Source organism: Paenibacillus sp. FSL M7-0656, assembly GCF_038003225.1.
Classification (GTDB): Bacteria; Bacillota; Bacilli; order Paenibacillales; family Paenibacillaceae; genus Paenibacillus; species Paenibacillus amylolyticus.
Window position 1 is genome coordinate 1,388,366 of the sequence record NZ_JBBOOT010000001.1, and the last position, 19,825, is coordinate 1,408,190.

At 42.7% G+C, this 19,825-nt stretch carries 13 protein-coding genes; 1 reads left to right on the forward strand and 12 read right to left on the reverse strand.

Features of this window, described 5'->3' with window-relative positions:
- Window positions 1–17: 17 nt before the first annotated feature.
- The 9 genes from treC to MHI01_RS05825 all read right to left on the reverse strand — a co-directional run bounded on the left by treC (window position 18) and on the right by MHI01_RS05825 (window position 13,319).
- Entirely contained in the window at window positions 18–1,739 is a 1,722-nt protein-coding gene (gene treC / locus MHI01_RS05785; RefSeq protein WP_340982740.1) for an alpha,alpha-phosphotrehalase, read from the reverse strand.
- A 296-nt stretch (window positions 1,740–2,035) separates the two neighbouring features.
- Complete coding sequence (gene dctA / locus MHI01_RS05790; RefSeq protein WP_340982741.1) at window positions 2,036–3,391, reverse strand: C4-dicarboxylate transporter DctA; 1,356 nt, start codon at window positions 3,389–3,391, stop codon at window positions 2,036–2,038.
- A gap of 238 nt (window positions 3,392–3,629) precedes the next feature.
- A complete protein-coding gene (locus MHI01_RS05795; RefSeq protein ID WP_338708621.1) occupies window positions 3,630–4,322 on the reverse strand; it encodes a metal-dependent hydrolase in 693 nt (230 codons plus the stop codon).
- Between the two features lie 102 nt (window positions 4,323–4,424).
- Window positions 4,425–6,137 (reverse strand): glycoside hydrolase family 13 protein, encoded by a 1,713-nt coding sequence (locus MHI01_RS05800; RefSeq protein WP_445744896.1) that lies wholly within the window; start codon window positions 6,135–6,137, stop codon window positions 4,425–4,427.
- A 345-nt stretch (window positions 6,138–6,482) separates the two neighbouring features.
- Window positions 6,483–6,941 (reverse strand): VanZ family protein, encoded by a 459-nt coding sequence (locus MHI01_RS05805; protein ID WP_127551585.1) that lies wholly within the window; start codon window positions 6,939–6,941, stop codon window positions 6,483–6,485.
- 41 nt (window positions 6,942–6,982) lie between these two features.
- Window positions 6,983–7,852 (reverse strand): AraC family transcriptional regulator, encoded by an 870-nt coding sequence (locus tag MHI01_RS05810; RefSeq protein ID WP_340020142.1) that lies wholly within the window; start codon window positions 7,850–7,852, stop codon window positions 6,983–6,985.
- Between the two features lie 264 nt (window positions 7,853–8,116).
- Window positions 8,117–10,549, reverse strand: a complete 2,433-nt coding sequence (locus tag MHI01_RS05815; protein WP_340982742.1) for a glycogen/starch/alpha-glucan phosphorylase — start codon at window positions 10,547–10,549, stop codon at window positions 8,117–8,119.
- A 470-nt stretch (window positions 10,550–11,019) separates the two neighbouring features.
- Window positions 11,020–12,123, reverse strand: coding sequence for a glucose-1-phosphate adenylyltransferase subunit GlgD (glgD, locus tag MHI01_RS05820; RefSeq protein WP_036608765.1), 1,104 nt, complete (start codon window positions 12,121–12,123; stop codon window positions 11,020–11,022).
- 26 nt (window positions 12,124–12,149) lie between these two features.
- Complete coding sequence (locus MHI01_RS05825; protein ID WP_036608767.1) at window positions 12,150–13,319, reverse strand: glucose-1-phosphate adenylyltransferase; 1,170 nt, start codon at window positions 13,317–13,319, stop codon at window positions 12,150–12,152.
- Window positions 13,320–13,946: 627 nt separating this feature from the next.
- On the opposite strand from MHI01_RS05825, the gene MHI01_RS05830 reads away from it, so the two are divergent.
- Window positions 13,947–16,433 carry a hypothetical protein gene (locus MHI01_RS05830; RefSeq protein WP_340982743.1) on the forward strand — a complete coding sequence of 829 codons (2,487 nt, stop codon included), beginning with the start codon at window positions 13,947–13,949 and terminating at the stop codon, window positions 16,431–16,433.
- Here MHI01_RS05830 and MHI01_RS05835 read toward each other — a convergent pair.
- From MHI01_RS05835 to MHI01_RS05845, 3 genes are all read right to left on the reverse strand, one after another.
- Window positions 16,404–17,492 (reverse strand): hypothetical protein, encoded by a 1,089-nt coding sequence (locus MHI01_RS05835; RefSeq protein ID WP_340982744.1) that lies wholly within the window; start codon window positions 17,490–17,492, stop codon window positions 16,404–16,406. The genes MHI01_RS05830 and MHI01_RS05835 overlap by 30 nt on opposite strands.
- Before the next feature lie 44 nt (window positions 17,493–17,536).
- A complete protein-coding gene (locus MHI01_RS05840; protein WP_340982745.1) occupies window positions 17,537–18,475 on the reverse strand; it encodes a tyrosine-type recombinase/integrase in 939 nt (312 codons plus the stop codon).
- Between the two features lie 158 nt (window positions 18,476–18,633).
- Window positions 18,634–19,785 carry an iron-containing alcohol dehydrogenase gene (locus tag MHI01_RS05845; RefSeq protein WP_340982746.1) on the reverse strand — a complete coding sequence of 384 codons (1,152 nt, stop codon included), beginning with the start codon at window positions 19,783–19,785 and terminating at the stop codon, window positions 18,634–18,636.
- Window positions 19,786–19,825 lie beyond the last annotated feature (40 nt).

Consider the following 19,825-nt stretch of genomic DNA (forward strand, 5'->3'; position numbering starts at 1 on the left):
CTATTTATAAAATGTGATTAGTCCTGTTGTGGCACAAGCCACATATAGGATGCATACGGACTGAGAGAGATTTCCTGCGTCAGCACAGGGGCTGCCTCCGTATTTCCTATGAGTAACTCTGCTGATTTGCCTGCAATGTGATCATTCCAGACCGCTTCCGGAAGCGAGAACGTGACGTCTCGTTTACTGAAGTTGGATACAACAATCAGGGTTTCATTTCCATTGGTCCGTGCGTACGCGAATACATCCGGATGTGCATCGTCCAATCGTTCATACAGACCGTCGATCAGCACGTTAACCTGTTTACGTAGGGCAATCAATTTGCGGTAGTGGTAGTAGATCGAATCTGGATCAGCCAGCTGCTGTTCCACGTGAATGGAAGGATACCGCTCATCCACCTTCAGCCAAGGTGTTCCGGTAGTAAATCCGGCGTTCTTACTTCCATTCCACTGCATCGGTGTCCGAGAGTTGTCCCGGGAACGCTCTTTTACAATGTTGAAAGCTTCTTCAGCGGATTTGCCTCGTTCTTCCTGAAGCAAACGGTACATATTCGTTGATTCGATATCGCGGAACTCGCTAACGTCATTCCAGACCGGATTCGGCATGCCGATCTCTTCTCCCTGGTAGACATAAGGCGTACCTTGCATGCCGTGTATCGTTGTTGCAAGCATCTTCGCACTCTCGGCACGATAGTCACCATCATCGGCGAATCTGGACAGTGCCCGAGGCTGATCATGGTTATTAAGGAACAGCGCGTTCCAGCCACCACCAGCTTGCATGCCTGTCTGCCACTCACTAAAGAGCTGCTTCATCGCTTCGAAATCATACGGCATCAGTTCCCACTTCTGACCATTCGGATAATCTACTTTCAGGTGATGGAAGTTAAACGTCATCGAAAACTCCCGGGAAGCCGGGTTCGAATATTGGATACAATGTTCCAGTGTTGTGGAGGACATTTCCCCTACGGTCACCATGTTGTAAGGCCCGAATACTTCATCGTACATCTCGGTGATGTACTCATGCACACGCGGTCCATCCGTGTAGTATTTGCGTCCATCACCCGGTGACACGCTACCATCATCATCAGGGAACCGCTGGTCTTTGGAGATCAGGTTGATCACGTCCATACGGAAACCATCCACACCTTTTTCGGCCCAGAACTTGATCATATCCCGCACAGCTTTGCGTACTTCTTCATTCTCCCAATTCAGATCTGCCTGCGTTTTATCAAATAAAGTCAGGAAATATTGTCCCGTCTGTTCATCGAACTGCCAAGCAGGCCCACCGAACTTGGATTGCCAGTTGTTTGGCACACCGCCATCCGGAGCAGGATCTTTCCAAATATAATAATCCCGATACGGATTATCCTTGGAAGAACGGGATTGCTGGAACCACTCATGATCGGTCGAGGAGTGATTCACCACGATATCAATCATCAGTTTCATATCACGAGCCTTCAGACCTTTCAGCAGTTCGTCAAAATCCTCCATCGTTCCATAATCCGGATTAATCCGATAATAGTCCGCTACGTCATACCCATTATCATGCTGCGGAGATATATATACCGGCTGCAACCACACAATATCGATACCCAGATGTTGCAAATAATCAAGCTTCTCGGTTAATCCACGAATATCTCCAGTACCCGATCCGGTTGTATCATTAAAACTCTTCGGATATACCTGATACACCGTTGATGTCTTCCACCAAGATGACGGAGTTGTGTTATTAGAACTCATGTTAACGCCTCCAATAAATTGTAATGCTCTTATGTGATGTTCTCGGCTAACTTCATATCTATATTACATAAGTAAACATGTATATACAAGTTGAAACTATAATATGTATATTCTCCGCCTCTTCTACACATTCCCCATAAATCTTTCCTCTGTAACATTTATTTTGGAACCTGCGTTCGTGAACCCAATGATATCTGTATTGGGACAACAAGAAACCGTCTGTTCTCCCCACCATTGGTGCGGGCAACAGACGGTCTAATTTGGTTGAACTTGGTTGAATTTTTCAAAAACGCCTCTTACGACATCTCCGGTGAAACTACGGTTATCCCTTGTTTTTCCTGCATATTCAACTTCAATAGAGATAGTGCAGCTTGCTCTTCCCTTTCCAATTCAGCAGCACTGATCTCACCAGAGAGTACGGCACGCATTCGCTTTTGATCCAGCAGACCTTCCCATTTTGCCACCACAAATGCTGCGACACAGTTGCCCATCAGGTTGGTGAATACACGCATTGTATCCATGAATCGATCTGCACCAAGCAGCAGAGCAACCGCTGCTACCGGAAAAGCATTGACAGCCACTGCCGTTGCGGACAGGGCCAAGAATGCGGAGCCAGGTACTCCTGCCATGCCTTTGGAACTTAACATCAACACCAGCAAAATCGTAATTTGCTGCATCAATGTCAGTTCAATCCCTACGGCCTGAGCAACAAAAACCGTGGCCAAGGATAAGTAGATCGAAGCGCCATCCAGATTAAACGAGTACCCCGTTGGCACCACAAGACCCACAACAGCACGATCACAACCCGCCTTGGTTAGTTTGTCCATCATGCGTGGCATCACCACTTCTGATGATCCGGTTCCAATCGCCAGCATCACTTCAGAACGGGTATATTTCACAAATTGCAGGAAATTTAGCCCGGTAATCCACCAGGCAGCCAATGCCAACATGACCAAAAACAGCAGTGCTGCGCCGTAACAGGCCAGAATCAGCAGACCAAAGGACGACAATGTGGATGCCCCATAGGCACCTACCGTGTAAGCCATGGCTCCAAATGCACCAATTGGTGCGAGTTTCATGATATAACCGATGATACGAAACACAATGCCGAGCAAGTTCTCAATCAGCGTCAGTACATTCTCTTTTGCCTTACTCTCCGTTGCTGCCAGGGCAACCCCGAACAGGCAGGCCACGAGCAGTACTTGCAGAAGCGCATTTTGTGCAAAGGCATCTACAACACTTGTCGGAATAACATTCATGATAAAGTCTACCGTATGCGGTAACTCGGAACCATTGGTTTTTGCTTCAATGCCGCTTGCATCTATGGTTGAAGGGTCCACGTTCATTCCGGCACCGGGGCGAAGCAGATTGGCTGTTCCCAATCCAAGTACCAGCGCCACTGTAGTTGCAATCTCGAACCACACGATGGCTTTCAGTCCGATGCGACCTACCGACTTCAGATCACCGATCTTGGCAATACCTGTCACAATCACCATGAAAATCAGTGGTGCGATGATCATCTTGATCAATTTGATGAAACCTGTTCCGAGCGGTTGCAGCAGGCTACCCAGATCCGGCCACAGGATGCCTACGCCAATCCCGATGATTACCGCTACAATAATTTGAAAAAATAATGATTTCATAAATGACATGAACGCTCCCCCTGTTTGCGGTCAATTCGGATTTCCGTTTGGTTTCCGTGTAACTTTTTATATCATTCTAAAAGGGAGTTCAACAATGGAATTTCAATGTTTTTGTCATTTGTACCAACTCTATCGGTGAAAATTGAACCTGGAACCGAAAAAAGACGAATATCGCGTCAGTTATCTTGACGTGATATTCGTCTTTATCCATAAATCCATTTATTATTGAACAGGGGTTAAATGTGCATCACAGGGTAATCGATTCTCCCGGGGCCAGCACACGTCCTTCCAACCCTTTTGCAGCCAGCTGCTGCACAAAGTGTTCCGCATCCTGACGAATTACCGGGAACGTATCATAATGGACCGGAATCGTCAGTTTGGCATTAAACCATTCGGCCGCTTGCAGCGCATCCTCAGGTCCCATGGTGAAGTGTCCACCAATCGGCAAGAAAGCTACATCAATATCATGACGATCACCGATCATTTTCATATCCCCGAAGAGACTTGTGTCTCCGGCATGCAAAATTGTTTTACCACCAATGTTAATGATATATCCAGCAGGCAAACCTGCATACATGATCCGTTGTTCTTCTTCGAGCACAATCCCGGAAGTGTGGAACGCCTGAATCATTTTAGCTTGAGCAAATTCAAGATCTACCGTTCCGCCCATGTTCATGCCGAGTGTATCCAGACCCTTCCAAGACATATATGTAGCCAATTCAACAATAGCCACAACTTTGGCGTTATTTGCTTTGGCAATAGGTTCAGCATCGAGGATGTGATCCATATGTGCATGTGTCAGCAACACAACATCTGTCTTAATATCTTCAGGCTTCGTGACGGCAAGCTCGTTGCCACGCAGGAAGGGATCAATGATCAGAGACTTTTCTTCTGTGCCCAGCTGTACACTGGAGTGACCGTGGAACGTAATATTCAACAATTTGGATTCCTCCCGACATATGTTTTATTATTTTATTTTGAAAACCACTATATATTATAAATCATACCTCTTCACCAACGCAAAATTACGCTAGCCTCCGTGTTATCGCTGCTTACGATACACCCTTGCTTCATACGGCTGAAGCTGAATCGCACCTTCATCGGTAGAATAACGTCTGCTTACATTGCTGATGATCAGCTTGGCATGCTCGGAAGTCCAACCTTCCGGCCAGTGCATCTCAGGCTCATGCCCACGGAAATTCAGAATCACCAACATCTGCTCATCATCCAGCGTTCGTGTATAGGCATAGATATCCGGATCATCCGGCAACAGCAATTCATACGCGCCATAGATAAGCACTTTATGTTGTTTGCGAAGCGCAATTAACTTACGGTAATAATGCAAAATGGATTGCGGATCACTTTCGGCATCAGCCACATTAATCTCAGGATAATTATCATTCACCTGAATCCACGGCTGACCCTGGGTAAAACCTGCGTGTTCCGTCTCATCCCATTGCATCGGCGTGCGGGCATTATCGCGACTCTTCAGCCAGATCGCCTGCATGACTTCATGCTTCGACTTACCTTGACCAATGTAATGATTGAAATAATTTTTGGTCTCGATGTCCCGGTATTGTTCGATATTCGGGAAAGCGACATTGGTCATGCCGATCTCTTCTCCTTGATAGATGTAGGGGGTCCCTTCGAGTGTAAGCATCCATGTCGCCAGCATCTGGGCAGACCGTACCCGATATTTACCGTCATCACCAAAACGAGAAACCGGACGTGGCTGATCATGGTTCCCCATATAATTGGCGTTCCAGCCTCTACCATGCAAAACCGTTTGCCACCGGCTCATGATTTCTTTGAGATCTGTCAATTTCCATTCCTTATAGTTCCATTTACCAATTCCGGAGGATTTGGCATCGATAAACATATGCTCAAACTGGAATACCATATTAAGCTCATCACGATCCGTCCCCACATAAGCCAACGCCTGCTCAGGTCCAAGTCCTGAAGTCTCGCCAACTGTCATGGGTCCGTAGGGTTTCAGGATCATGTTATTCAGTTTCTTCAGGATGGAGTGTACCTGTTCCAGGTTGGAAAAGAGCTGATACGCTGGAACCACCGGCAGATTATCCGGATTGTGGGCACTTGGCAGACCCTCTGCCTTGGCGATATGCGCTACTGCATCGAAACGGAATCCGTCGACCCCTTTTTCCAGCCACCAATGCACCATCTCATACATCTCTTCTGCCATCTGTGCATTGTTCCAGTTGAGATCCGGTTGCTGTTCGGAATACAGATGCAGATAATATTCATTTGTCTCGGGATCATGCTTCCACACCGAACCTCCAAAATAGGACTCCCAATTATTCGGCACCTGCCCATTTTTGCCTGAACGCCAAATATAATAATCCCGCTTCGGATTCATCTTTGATGAACGCGATTCAGCAAACCACGCATGTTCATCTGACGTATGATTCAGCACCAGGTCCATCATGATCTTGAGACCACGCTTGTGTGCCTCTGCCAATAATCGATCAAAATCCTCCATCGTGCCATACTTGCGTAAAATGCCGTAATAATCCCGGATATCATATCCGTTATCATGTCCTGGTGAATCGTAAATGGGACAGAGCCAGAGCACATCTACGCCCAAATTCTCCAAATAATCGAGCTTCTCATAGATTCCCTGCAAGTCGCCATATCCATCCCCGTCCGAATCTTTAAAGCTGCTCGGGTAGATCTGGTATACCACACTCTCTTTCCACCAAACGATATCGCCCACCTCGCTCTCATCATTGTTCAATATATAAATTGAACTAAAGAATATTTACACTGGACACTCCGATGACAGAACAACCTTCCGATCGCTGTTATCCCCAGATTTTATGAATTCCCCTTATAAGGGGAAAATCCGGTGATAGCTTATGCTTCCGATGCAGCTTTCTTTCAGAAAGCTTTTAGGCGAACGCTTTCGCTTCTTCAGGTTATTTCTGTCCTCTCCGTTTCGTGTAAATGTTTAGTTAAATTTATATATAATCTCTGCTCACTGTATTAAGCCGTTAATATGTTTTATCCGAAATAATTCCCTTGTAAACATTTGAAAGGTATCTTATGCAAAAAGACCCGGTCATGGACCGCGATCTGCGGTTCAATTCCGAGTCTTTTTTTGTGAATATAAGACTAACTTAAATCCAGCGTAACCTATCCAGGCACCAATCGTGTTCAGAATAATGTCATCCACATCAAACGAACCTACACGTGTAATCAATTGTGTGACCTCAACACCCAGCAGAAGCAAAACAACTGTAGATGTAAAGGTCAGGAATGTACGACACCTCCGAAACAACCATGGGATCCAGATACCCAGCGGAATGAACAATACGATATTGCCAAACAGGTTTTTCACCCAGGTATCTGTATTGTACCTCTCCCTCTCCATAAGAAGTGGACGAATCGTCTCGAAGGGTACGAGATTATATTGATAATACATGCCTGGTGTTCGACCACTGACAAACAGTAAAATGCCCATAATCAGTATGTAGAGCGCTGCCATGCAAGCAACAATGGTCAGCATCCACTTGGAGTGGAGCCACGACTTTTCGCTCATTCATCTGTCCTCCGACCTTGAATTCCGCGAAGCGGTAAGGTCTATTTTAACGGGATATATATCTTCATGTCCAGTTGTTCAGGGGTCGATTTCCAGACATCCGTCACTTCAAAGTCTGGTCCTTCCCTCCGTTCATAGTTCGACTGCGGCAACCAGCTGCCATAGATCATTTTCCGAATATCCTGCCCGGAGCCTTCCACGGTGAACTCTGCATACAAGCCGCCCGGAATTTCAATCGAAGTAAAACCGGGTTCAAGTACCTGCAATGCTCCACTGCTTTCTTCACCCACAATAAAAGAAAATGCTCCATCCTCTTCAAAATGACAGGCCACACCATAAGCCATATCAGGGCGTGTCCTCTCCGGGATCGCCATGAATTTCTGTTCCATGCCAAAATCGTGATAAAATCCGGGTATTTCAGCATAATGCTGATTGTCATTCAGGTTGGTCTTATATTCATAGCCGACAATCCAGTTCGGTTCCCGTGTGACCAGACGGGGTGTGTTCATGTGGAAAGTTCCATCAAGCCGAGTTCGATAATCGTTAAAATCAATGCTCTGTTGCATCTTCAGAAGAGACAACTGATCCACTTCCAGCTTACGCAGCTTCGCCGGTGTCATTCCAAAGTAGGCTGAAAATGCACGGGTAAATGCCTCTTGAGATTGATAGCCAAAGCTCATCGCAATGTCCAGTATGCCTTCCGATGTGCCCCGCAGCATCCCTACAGCTTCCGTTAATCTGCGTCTGCGCACGTACTCCAGTACCGTGAATCCCGTGATCGCCTGAAATAAACGCTGAAAATGAAACGCCGAAAAGCTAGCAGCAGCGGACGTCTCTCTGATATTAAAATCATCTTGCAAATGTTGCTCCAAATACTCAATAGCAAGCTGAATTCGTGTGTAATGATCCATAGTGACGGCTCCCCTATCTAATTCAAAATATCAAACGATTTCTTATGTAGTATGACTGAGATCCAGATCTTTTTTTTGATTTTGTGTGCGAACTTGTATGACGAAAGATACGCGAGTTCCGATTCTCTTCAAGTTGAATGACACTATGATACACTGTATGCCAAAAACCCCTTGTTCTACAAGGAGATGCTCTCTACGCTGGTTGATTTACCAACAGAGATAGCTCTTGTGAACAAGGGGACTTGTTTGTTTAACAATCTATGCTTAACCTTTCCAGTTCCCGGACACGGGATGAATACCCCAGATATCTGTCGCATACTCACTAATGGTACGATCACTGGAGAATATGCCGGAATGTGCCGTGTTTAATATCGCTTTCCGAGTCCAGCCCGGAATATCCCGATACGCCTGGTCAATCGCAGCATGGGCGTCTGCATAAGCAACAAAATCACGCAATACAAAGTATTCGTCACCATGGGCCAGTAAGGAGTCATAAATATCCCAGAACTCCCCGTCACGATAACAGAATGCACCTGGATGCACCAGTTGCTCCACGACCTCGCGAATGCGTTCATCGTGCTGCACGATCTCATTCGGACGATAGCTGCCTGAACGATAATACTCAAGTACTTCGTCTGCACGCAGACCATAGATGAACATATTTTCTTCCCCAACCTGCTCCGCCATCTCCACGTTGGCTCCATCCATCGTGCCAATCGTTAAAGCCCCGTTCATCATAAATTTCATGTTGCCCGTACCGGAAGCTTCCTTACCTGCGGTTGAGATCTGTTCACTAACATCCGCAGCGGGAATGATCTTCTCTGCAAGAGAGACGGAATAATTTTCGAGGAAAAATACCTTCAAGCGGTCATTCACGGCCGCATCCCGATTCACCGTGTCAGCCACGTTGTTGATCAGCTTGATAATTTTCTTGGCAAAATAATAACTCGGCGCTGCCTTGGCACCAAAGATGAACGTACGTGGCACCATATCAAACGAAGCATCATTCTTAAGCCGGTTATACAAATGCATAACATGCAGAATGTTCAACAGTTGACGTTTGTACCCGTGTAGTCTCTTCACCTGTACATCAAAGATGGAATCCGGATTCACTGCTGTCCCGGTATGATCCAGAATATACGCAGCAAGCCGCTCTTTGTTATCCCGCTTAATTGAACGGAACTGCTCCTGGAATGATGTATTATCCGCAAAACCAGCCAACTGGTCCAGCTTGCCCGGCTCTGTTATCCATTCGTTACCGATTGTATCCGTGATGAGATCCGACAGTTTCGGATTGGCATGCATCAACCAGCGACGATGGGTGATACCATTCGTTTTGTTATTGAAACGCTCTGGATACAGTTCGTAGAACGGAGCCATCTCGCGCTCTTTCAAAATCTCGGTGTGCAGAGCAGCAACACCATTCACGCTATGACTGCCTACAATCGCCAAATGCGCCATCCGTACCTGATCGTTTGCAACAATAGCCAGATGCCCTATGCGATCCTGATCTCCCGGATACCGGTCCAGCAGCATGCCACAGAAGCGTTTGTTGATCTCTTCAATGATCATGTAGATTCGTGGCAGCAGCCTGCTGATCATGGATACAGGCCACTTCTCAAGCGCCTCACTAAGCGTTGTATGATTGGTATACGATACAGTACGGGTTGTGATATCCCATGCTTCATCCCAGCCGTAACCCTTCACATCAATCAGGATGCGCATCAGTTCTGGAATAACCAAGGTTGGATGCGTGTCATTAATGTGGAAGGCCACTTTATCAGGCAAACGATCATACGGTAGCTCCAGCTTGTTGAACGTACGCAAGGCGCTCTGTACACCTGCTGAGCACATGAAGTATTGCTGCTTCAATCGCAGCAACTTTCCTTCGTACTGGGAATCATCGGGATACAGGAATTCCGAGATTGATTCAACCGATCGGCTATAATCCAGATAACCGTAATAGTTCGAAGGGGTGTCGAGTGAAGTCTCGCGCTTTGGCTCGGCACTCCATAGACGCAATGTATTCACATGGGTTTGACCATAACCGATGACAGGCACGTCATACGGTATGGCGACAACAGATTCGGCATCTTTTGTAACAAACTGATATTCTCCATCCTGCTCATGAGCTTCTACTCGGCCCCAGAACTGTACTTCCACCTTTTTGTCTGGACGGCGGACTTCCCATTCATTGCCCTTATCCAGCCAATTGTCGGGTAACTCTACCTGATTACCATTGATGATTTTTTGCTCAAACAACCCGTATTTATATCGAATCCCGCAACCATGTCCTGCATATCGTAGTGATGCGAGTGAATCCAGGAAACAAGCAGCGAGTCGTCCCAGACCTCCATTACCGAGTCCTGCATCCGCCTCCTGTTCTTCTATCTCCTCCAAGGAGAAGCCCAGCTCAGCTAAACTGTCACGCACCAATTCCAATTCATTCACATTCAACAGATTGTTGCCGAGCAGACGTCCAATCAGGAATTCCAGCGAGAAGTAATAGACCTGTTTATCCTGGCGCTGCTTGAACCCCTGATTCGACGCTGCCCAATCCTGGCCTGCATATTCACGAATCATGCTTCCCAGTACATGGTACACGTCTTCCTGTGTTGCTTCTTCAATCGGTTTGCCCAATTTGCTGACCAGATTCCGTGTAAAGATACTCTTGAACGTTTCCTTGTTGTCAAACAAAAGTAGGTTCCTCCCGGGGAAATCCTGCAGGATGGTGGCGGTTCATATAAATTGAACTAGAGAATATTTACACTGGACACTTCGATGACAGAATAACCTTCCGATCGCTGTTATCCCCAGATTTTTTTGATTCCTTTTTAAAATGGGAAAATCCGGGGATAAAGGCGAGCGCTACGCTTCTTCAGGTCATTTCTGTCCTCTCCGTTTTGTGTAAATGTTTAAGTTGAATTTATATAATCAAGGGTAAAATTTGAAGACAGCATATGCTTTCGAAGCAGCTTTCTTGCAGAAAGCTTTTAGGAGAGCGCTTCGCTTCTTCAGAATCGATTTCGTCCCCTCCACTACGTTTGCACGTATGAAGGAGCTCTAACAGTGGCACCCGATGCTTAGTAAGTGTATAAACCTTAAATCCATCCTACAGGATTTTTATTTTATATATATTTATAGAAGATATCGGTTACGTGGGGGCATTAGATAATAGTACTTTTCGCTAAAATGTATGGATTCGACGGGTCGCCGATCAGCGTCTGTCCTCCGGTCAGCTTCACGTCTTTATCGAGAATGACATTCTCAAGTACTGTCCCCTCACCAATGTAACATTTCTGCATGATGATGGAACCTTTTATTTTGGCACCCTTGGCCACCTGTACCCCACGGAACAGAATGCTGTCCTCCACCTCTCCACCTACGATGCAGCCATTCGCGAGAAGTGAATGTTTAACATCGGCGGTATCCAGGTATTTGGCAGGCGCTTCGTATTTAATTTTGGTCTGGATCGGATCTTCCTTGAAAAGTTGTTCATATTGCCCTGTGTTCAGCAGATCCATACTGTTGCGATAATAACTGTCAATGGAATTGATGACTGCGTGATAGCCATCATATGCATACGCAGCGATATTCAATCCATCCGGATTTTTTTGAATCACATCCCGGAAGAAATGGCTCTCGCCATGATCGATGCAACGTTGCACCTGACGCAAGAACAATTCTTTTTCCATGATGAAAATTTCTGTATATATATTCGGGTGATTAGCGCTTTGGTGAATGTCCACCACGTTACCGTCCCCGTCATGTTCAACTTTGACACAGGCGTCATGCTCAGGCAGCAGCTGATCTACTTTTTTGCAGACCAGTGTAACGTCCGCTCCTTTACTGATGTGATACCTGTAGACATCCTGGAGGTCTGCTTTGGTCACATGGCGACTGCCCGCATGCACAACATATTGTCCTGCCCCTCTGTGGAAAAAGTCCAAATTGTTATGGAAATGTTGCAAATCCCCTTGTGATGTATCTGTTGGATCGTTCCAGTCTGGTGGCAAAATAAACATGCCACCATGCTTGCGATCCAAATCCCAAGGTTTACCGTCACCAAGATGGTCCATCAACGAGCGATATTTTCGCCGTACAAATACACCAATACTCTCAATTCCGGCATTCATCATATTGGATAGAACAAAATCGATTAGACGGTAACGTCCGGCATAAGGCACCGCGGCTCCGCAGCGAAAATACGTCAATTCCTTCAATTCTTCAAGTTCATGGTCAAGGTTAATAACTCCGATCAATTGTTTCATCGCATGCACCGTCCTTTTGACTTCAATTAGGCCTTGCTGGTTATTCCTTGGCGAAGCTGACGTTCCAGTTCTTCCTGATCCACGAGCAATATATCACTCTCATCTTCCGGTGCAGGCGAAATCTGTGTTCCATCCGGAATAACCAATCCTTCTGCGATAATAGCTCGGTAAATGCGCACATTTTGCCCGATTTTCACTCTTGGCATGATCACCGAATCGATGACCGCACTGTTCTCACCAACTTCAATTCCATAGAACAGCACAGAATGATTGACCTCACCATGCACTACAGTACCTTCACTAATAATACAATTCCGCACCTTGCCCGAAGGTGAGATGTATTGTGCAGGTTGGTTTGGATTACGTGTGAAAATACGCCAGTCCGGATCATTCAGATTAAACGGTGTGTCTTCGTCCAAAAGGTCCATATTGGATTCCCACAGACTGCGAATGGTACCAACGTCTTTCCAATAACCTTCAAATGGATACGCATATAAGGATTTTTCATTTTCAAGCAATAAAGGAATAATATCTTTACCAAAATCATAGGAGGTGGATGCCTGTTGTTCATCTTGGATCAGGAAACGTTTCAGTACATCCCACTTGAAGAGATAGATACCCATGGAAGCCAGTGTGCTCTTGGGCTCAGGAGGTTTTTCTTCAAATTCATAGATGCTATAGTCATCGTTGGTGTTCAGCACTCCGAACCGGCTGGCTTCTTCCAATGAGACATCAATGACCGATATGGTGCAATCCGCATCTTTTTCTTTGTGATACTGGAGCATTTTTTCGTAGTCCATCTTATAGATATGATCCCCTGACAGAATGAGCACATGCTCAGGATCGAATTGTTCAATAAAGTTCAGGTTGCGGAAGATCGCATCCGCTGTACCCCGGTACCAGTTGCTACCGTCTTCACGTTCATGTGGAGGAAGTACATATACCCCGCCGTTTTTCCGATCCAGATCCCAGTCACTGCCAATGCCAATATAGGAATGTAAGACAAGTGGTTCATATTGGGTCAATACACCCACTGTATCAATACCAGAATTAGAGCAGTTACTCAGCGGGAAATCAATGATTCGGTACGTGCCCCCAAAATATACAGCTGGCTTAGCCAGTGATTTGGTCAATCCTTTTAACCTCTTACCTTGCCCTCCGGCAAGTAGCATCGCTACAACTTCTTTTTTCGCCATCATTACAGCCTCCTCCACGTGCATTCGTTCTAATTCATTTCAGAGCCCATAATCGATATTCTGTTATGTGGACACTGTTGTCTTGATTAGGAGCTTGCTGTACAGATGTGTAACCAGTGAATCTTTGTTGCAGTTGAACTTCTTGGATTGTAAAGCCTGAAATAGAGATGATGCTGGTGTAGAATTGCTTGACTGTCTTACAGAGGTGAATGTTAGATGCAGAACTTAAGGTGTAGCTCGTGAACAATGAAATAGTCTACTCCTATTTAACATTAAACACGAAACGGACTGGGGAATCTTACTGGAAAACATCGACATCAAGTTGCGGGTAAGATTACCCTTTCTCGTGCCGCTGTTATTCATATTGTATTCGATATAAGAGAAGTAAACTCCTTTTGGAAAATTCATGGTAAAAGTGTGACGCTACTAGACCCATAAACCTATAAAATCAAAAATGCAGGTCTTACGAATCAGAAAACGGCAATCAATTTGTAAATTTTTAGAGGATTATATAGAAATGTGTCGAATAGATAATCGTGGTCTTAAAATAGTAATTAGAAATTGCTAAAGCATTAAGTCTATCGAGGAATTACATACTAATAACTATAAATTATTTGGAGGTTGCGAATGACTCACTCTTTACTACATCATCAACAGGAAATTAAGCAACATATTTTAGGAGGAATAAGAGATAACAGAAAGTTATTTCTTATTGAAGGCTTATCTGGAACAGGAAAATCTTATCTCACTCATAGTATTATCAGTGAATTATCATTGATAGATGAGTTTGAAATTTTTCTTATGGAAGGAAATAGTCAGTGCATAACTAGAGATTATTATCCTTTTGAAAGATGTATATCTTCAAAAAAAAGTGGTTTGAAAAATCGGATTAAAAGTAAAACATTAAAAAAAACAGTATCCAAAGCAAGTAAGGGTATTCCCTTTGTGGGAGATTTAGCGGAACATATCTCAGAAGAGTTTCTTAATCATAATGATATCAAATTCGATAAAGACAATTCTTATTTAACGGATTCTGAAAGAAGCATAATATATAGGATACGTTATTTAACAAAGAAAAGAATTGTGTTTATTATAGATAATTTTCAATTTTGGGATGAAAAGTCAGTAAGTTTGATTTATCAAATTCTAAAAGAAAGAGAGAATAACCTATCTATCCTAGAAGAACTTGTGATTATTATTAATTGGACATCTGATCAGGCTTTAAACAACGAGAAATTCAATAATGAAATTCTTAAAGAATTTCATTTCGACACGTACAAACTAAATGTTATCGAAAAAGTCGGGTACAAATCTGCTTTGGTATCAATGGGTTTACTGAAAGAAATTAACAATGATTTAATCAACGGATTATACTCTATAACAGGTGGACATTTGCATCTTACCAAAGAAATCATCAAATTTTTTAACCATTCTTCTATAGAGTCGACTGAATTGATAAACTTAGGAAATACAGGGAAAATTATGACTTTGATCGAAGACCGACTAAAAAATCTTGGAGCAAGAGGCGAGGTTATCTCAGAAGTCTTAAAATACGCTTCTATTCTCGGTATATCTTTTACCTTTTTTGAACTAGAAAAAATAACTAATAAAAATCAAGCTGAGTTACAACAAGTTATTACTGAAGCAAATAAACTTTATTTTGTAGAAGAAAACGATAAAAAAGTTAATTTTGTACATGAGATTATTCGTAATTTATTTGAGAGCAAATTAGAAGATAAGAAAACATATTTTCAAGCTTATGCAGAGTGCCTAAAAGTAATTAAGCCAAATGACTATACTGCACGAGCACGAGCTTTGTTGAAAGCTGGTTATGTAGATGAAGCGGCATTGCAATACATTCTTGCTTATGTAAAAAAGCTTCGTAATTCAGAAACAATTAATCATGACTTCTCTCAAGAAATATTGATGTCTGTAAGCGAGCTTCGTGCTAATGAATATGTTGATATCATGCAACAAGCTTACTCAGACTATTCGAACAAAGATTTTGATAAAGTTATTGAGGAGTTAGGGTGGATTGAGGATTCTTATCCAATTCTGCTAAGAGCAGAAAGAGATTATCTCTTAGCCATGTGTTTGACAAAAAAAATAGATAGTGATTCGCGAAATAAATCTGTTTCTATCCTTGATAAGTATAAAGATATTAATTCACTTAATGGTGAAAGTGAATTATGGTCTAGAATTTTATCTGTACAAATGATTAGTTATATTCACATTAATGATAAAACAAGCGCTATAAAAAATGAGAACTTACTCATGCATTACTTAGGTGATCGGGCATCATATGACATGGATGCAGAAGACAAAATCAATATCCTCCGTCGAAAATCAAGTGCTGTTCATTCTATAATTTTTGCTCAAAGAAGTACTATGAAAAGTGTAAAGTACTTTGGACCATTAGAAAACGGTGGAGTTCCACTTAATCCAATTCAGTATTATTATTCATTAAACAACCATATTGCTAACACACTGGTTTTGGGTAAGTTTGAGGAAAGTTTCGAAGATGCTACACAATTAAGAAAGTTTATTGCGAACCATAAAGGAATCCCATTTCCACGCCCTGAGATTCCTTTAAATAACTATATCTTGAGCGGAATAGCTTCAGAAAATATATCTTTTGAAAAAGGTCTAGAGATATATAATGAAATGTTTAATAAAATAAAATCAAGTGCAGATAGTATACTACTTAAAATTAATCAAGCTGTATTGTATGCAGCAACTAACCAGTTAGATCAAGCTCGGTATATACTTGACACTTTGAAAAGAAAATTGATTCGACAAAAAAATATCGAGTTATACTATCAATACTATGTTGACTCTAATCTCATGGTAGTAGAATACTTACTGGGTAACCAATCAGAAGCTTTAGAATTATGGAACACTATTTCGTATATGCCTTCTATTGGAGATCAAAATTATTATGAAAAACGCCATGAACTCATAAAAGAATTGTTTGATTCTAACATACAGTTATCAGGATTAGAATGGTTTACTATTATTGATAAGATGTATCCCGAATTTGTTGAACGTTCTAAAGAAAAATCATATGGAAATGGGTTCCTTATGTCAGATATTCAATTTTGGTCGGAATCCTAAGTCGTATTTTGCAATTGTAATTGCTACAAATGTGGCCAACATTTCGTTATATGTATAACCTAATTCAATAAATGATTGATGAAAAGAACTATGTTTAACAATATGTGGGTTCGTGGCAATATCTGTTACAAAAAACTCATTTTTTTGATTTATTCGATAATCAACCCTTCCAAAACCTGTTATGCCTAATACTTCAGCAACTGCAGTTGTTGTTTCAATCAATTTAGCATTTATTACTTGATTTTCCGTAGAATAATTATAAAAAGAATACTGGTCCTTACCTCTTATTTCATAAGTCAAAATTTGATCAGAAAGATTTCTGATTTCGTTCAGTTCAATTCCCATAGGAACTAAAGGCGTAATTTCTTTATCGACTACAAACGGATGCTCTACTTCATATCCTTCAATGAATGCTTGAACAATGATCTCCTGTCCGTACTCTATGCACAATTGTTCTATCATTAAATCATCTGAAGATTCGTAATTAATGATGTTATTCTGATCAATCCCAATACTCGCAGATTCATTATTCAATTTAATAATAACTCTACAACCTTGAGGTGGCTTTTGTTCAAAAAGCCACCCTTTTTTTGTATATAACCAGCTCTCAGGAACAAGGATACCATGCTGTTTCAGTAATATACCTGAATGATATTTGTTTCTACACAGGCTAACGGTGTATGGATTGGAACTTGTATATTTTAAATTGTATAGATCGCAAAAGGCTGGTAACAACGATTTTCTGCCGATTTTTTTCCCTTTTTGGGCCATACTTAATACTATTCCGATATGATCTCTATTTAATATTGGATGTTTGCTCGTAGCTACCTTTTGTATAAATTCTGTCTCGTCAAAATGAATGATGGTTCGGAAACCAAAATCTTCAAACCCTTGATTGAGTACTTCTAGCTCAGATTCGCTTAAGTACTCTGAAATTAATGAATTATTATGATAATCTTCAAATTCATTTGTCTGATTATCCACATTAGTTACTAACACTACAGTCACTTTTTCTTTTTGTTGTACTATTTTATCAAGATAATTTTTAATTAATTCCACAATCTAAACCTCCAAATAATTTATAGTTATTTGGAGGTTTTTCTCTACACTTTTAGATTATTTCTCGGATTAAACCGTGAAAGTACATCCTTCTTCCGTTCAACAGACACTTCTGTGTATATTTGGGTCGTGCTGACATTGGTATGTCCGAGAATTTCCTGAACTGATCGTAAATCTGCACCATTATTCAGCAGATGTGTAGCAAAGCTATGTCTGAGGTAATGAGGTGTTGATTTTTTGCTAACTTTAGATAAGTCCCTGTATTTAGAGTAAATATCCTCAATGGAGTAAATGGAGAGTCGATCACCGTATTTGTTAAGGAACAGAGCATCAGATTGGGGGTCGAAATGTTCGCGGGCATGCAACCATGTTTTAATTTTATGGATGACTTCGCTGCTTGAAATGTAGAGCAATCGCTCCTTACGACCTTTTCCAAAAATCAACACGGTTTTCTCTTCGAGATCGATGTGCTCCATATCAATATTCACTAGTTCTCCAATACGAATTCCAATAACATAGAGCAGTTCAATGATAGCATCGTTGCGAAGGTTGATTCTTCTTCTAAAACTCGTGTGTAATTGTTTCATGTGCTCTTGTGGTGCATTTAATAACTTTTCAACCTCATTGACAGAAAGTGTCTTTGGAATACGTCTTGCCGTTTTGAATTTTTTTCCGAAACCAATAATTGGGGACTCGATTATATCACCGCTTTGAACCAAATAATTAAAAAATGCTTTGAAGCATATGTACTTTCTTTTAATGGTCGAGTCTTTAAGTGTGTGTTCACTGTTTAATTGTTCCAGATACATTCGTAAATTTTCTCTGGTTACATCATGAATATGTTTAGTATCAAGCCATTCTACAAGTCTGTTGAGATCAGACAGATAGGCTTTAATGGATTTAAGGGATAGATTACGCTCCACGCTTAAATAAGTCTCATATTGCTTAATATAGATGTTTAGGTTACTTGTACTAAGTCTCATGATGCCTCCTGATGTCGATGTCATATGTTGCCAATGGCCCGACCTACATTATTACGCATTGAACTCCATTTGTGAAGATGCCCAAAGGCATAGATACAATATCCGAGATTTGAAAAACAAAAAAGAGCCGGATCCCCTCCGACTCGATACGTTCTCACTTATATAATTTTGCGGAACAGCTCCATCACCTCATCCTTGGACGGTTGATAGGGATTGCCTGGTGCACAGGCGTCTTTCATCGCGTTATCGGCAAGCAGTTCCACATCGGGATCTTTTACACCCAGTTCAGACAGTTTCTCAGGAATGCCGACTTCCTTCGATAGCTGACGTATGGCCTCAATGACGTAATCGGAACACTCCTCATCACTTCTACCCTTCACATCCATACCAATTGCCTTAGCAATATGACGGAATTTTCCGGGTACATGCTTGGCGTTCAACTCTTCCACAAAGGGGAGTAACATTGCGTTACAGACACCATGCGGCAGATCATATACGCCACCCAGTTGATGCGCCATCGCATGGACATAACCCAGGCCCGCATTATTAAAAGCAATCCCGCCAAGGAAACACGCATACGTCATATGTTCCCGCGCTTCCAGATCACTGCCGTCTCTCACGGCTCTTGGCAAGTATTCAAAGATCAGTTCAACAGCTGCTGCAGCTGTCGCACTTGTCACTGTAAATCCACCGGGTGTAACCATCGCTTCTACGGCATGTGTCAACGCATCCATTCCTGTGGCCGCTGTGAGACTTGCAGGTTTGCTGAGCATCAGCTCCGGATCATTAACCGACAGGGAGACCAGACTGTTGCGGTCCACCATCACCATCTTCACTTTACGTTCCTCATCTGTAATCACGTAGTTAATTGTCACCTCGCTCGATGTGCCAGCCGTTGTGTTAACCGCCACAAGTGGCACGGACTTATGTTTTGATTGATGAAATCCTTCATATTCACGGATATGCCCACCGTTCGTAGCTACAATGCCAATGCCTTTGGCAGCATCCTGCGGTGAACCTCCGCCTATCGATATAATGGCGTCACAGCCATGATCCTGGAATACTTGTAGTCCATCATGTACATTCTGACATGTTGGATTAGGCTGAACCTCATCATATACTACATAGTCTAACCCTGATTTTCTTAGTATAGACAGTACCTGTTCAGCAACGCCTGAAGTAATCAATTGGCGATCGCTTACAACCAGCGCCTTGCGGATACCCATCTGTTCAATCATCTGACCTGCTTCCTGTAAACAGCCTCTACCCATCAAGTTCACGGGCGGAACATAATATGCATGTGTTGCCATTTGAACCAGCCTCCTGTAACCCCTGATTTACTATCTTCAT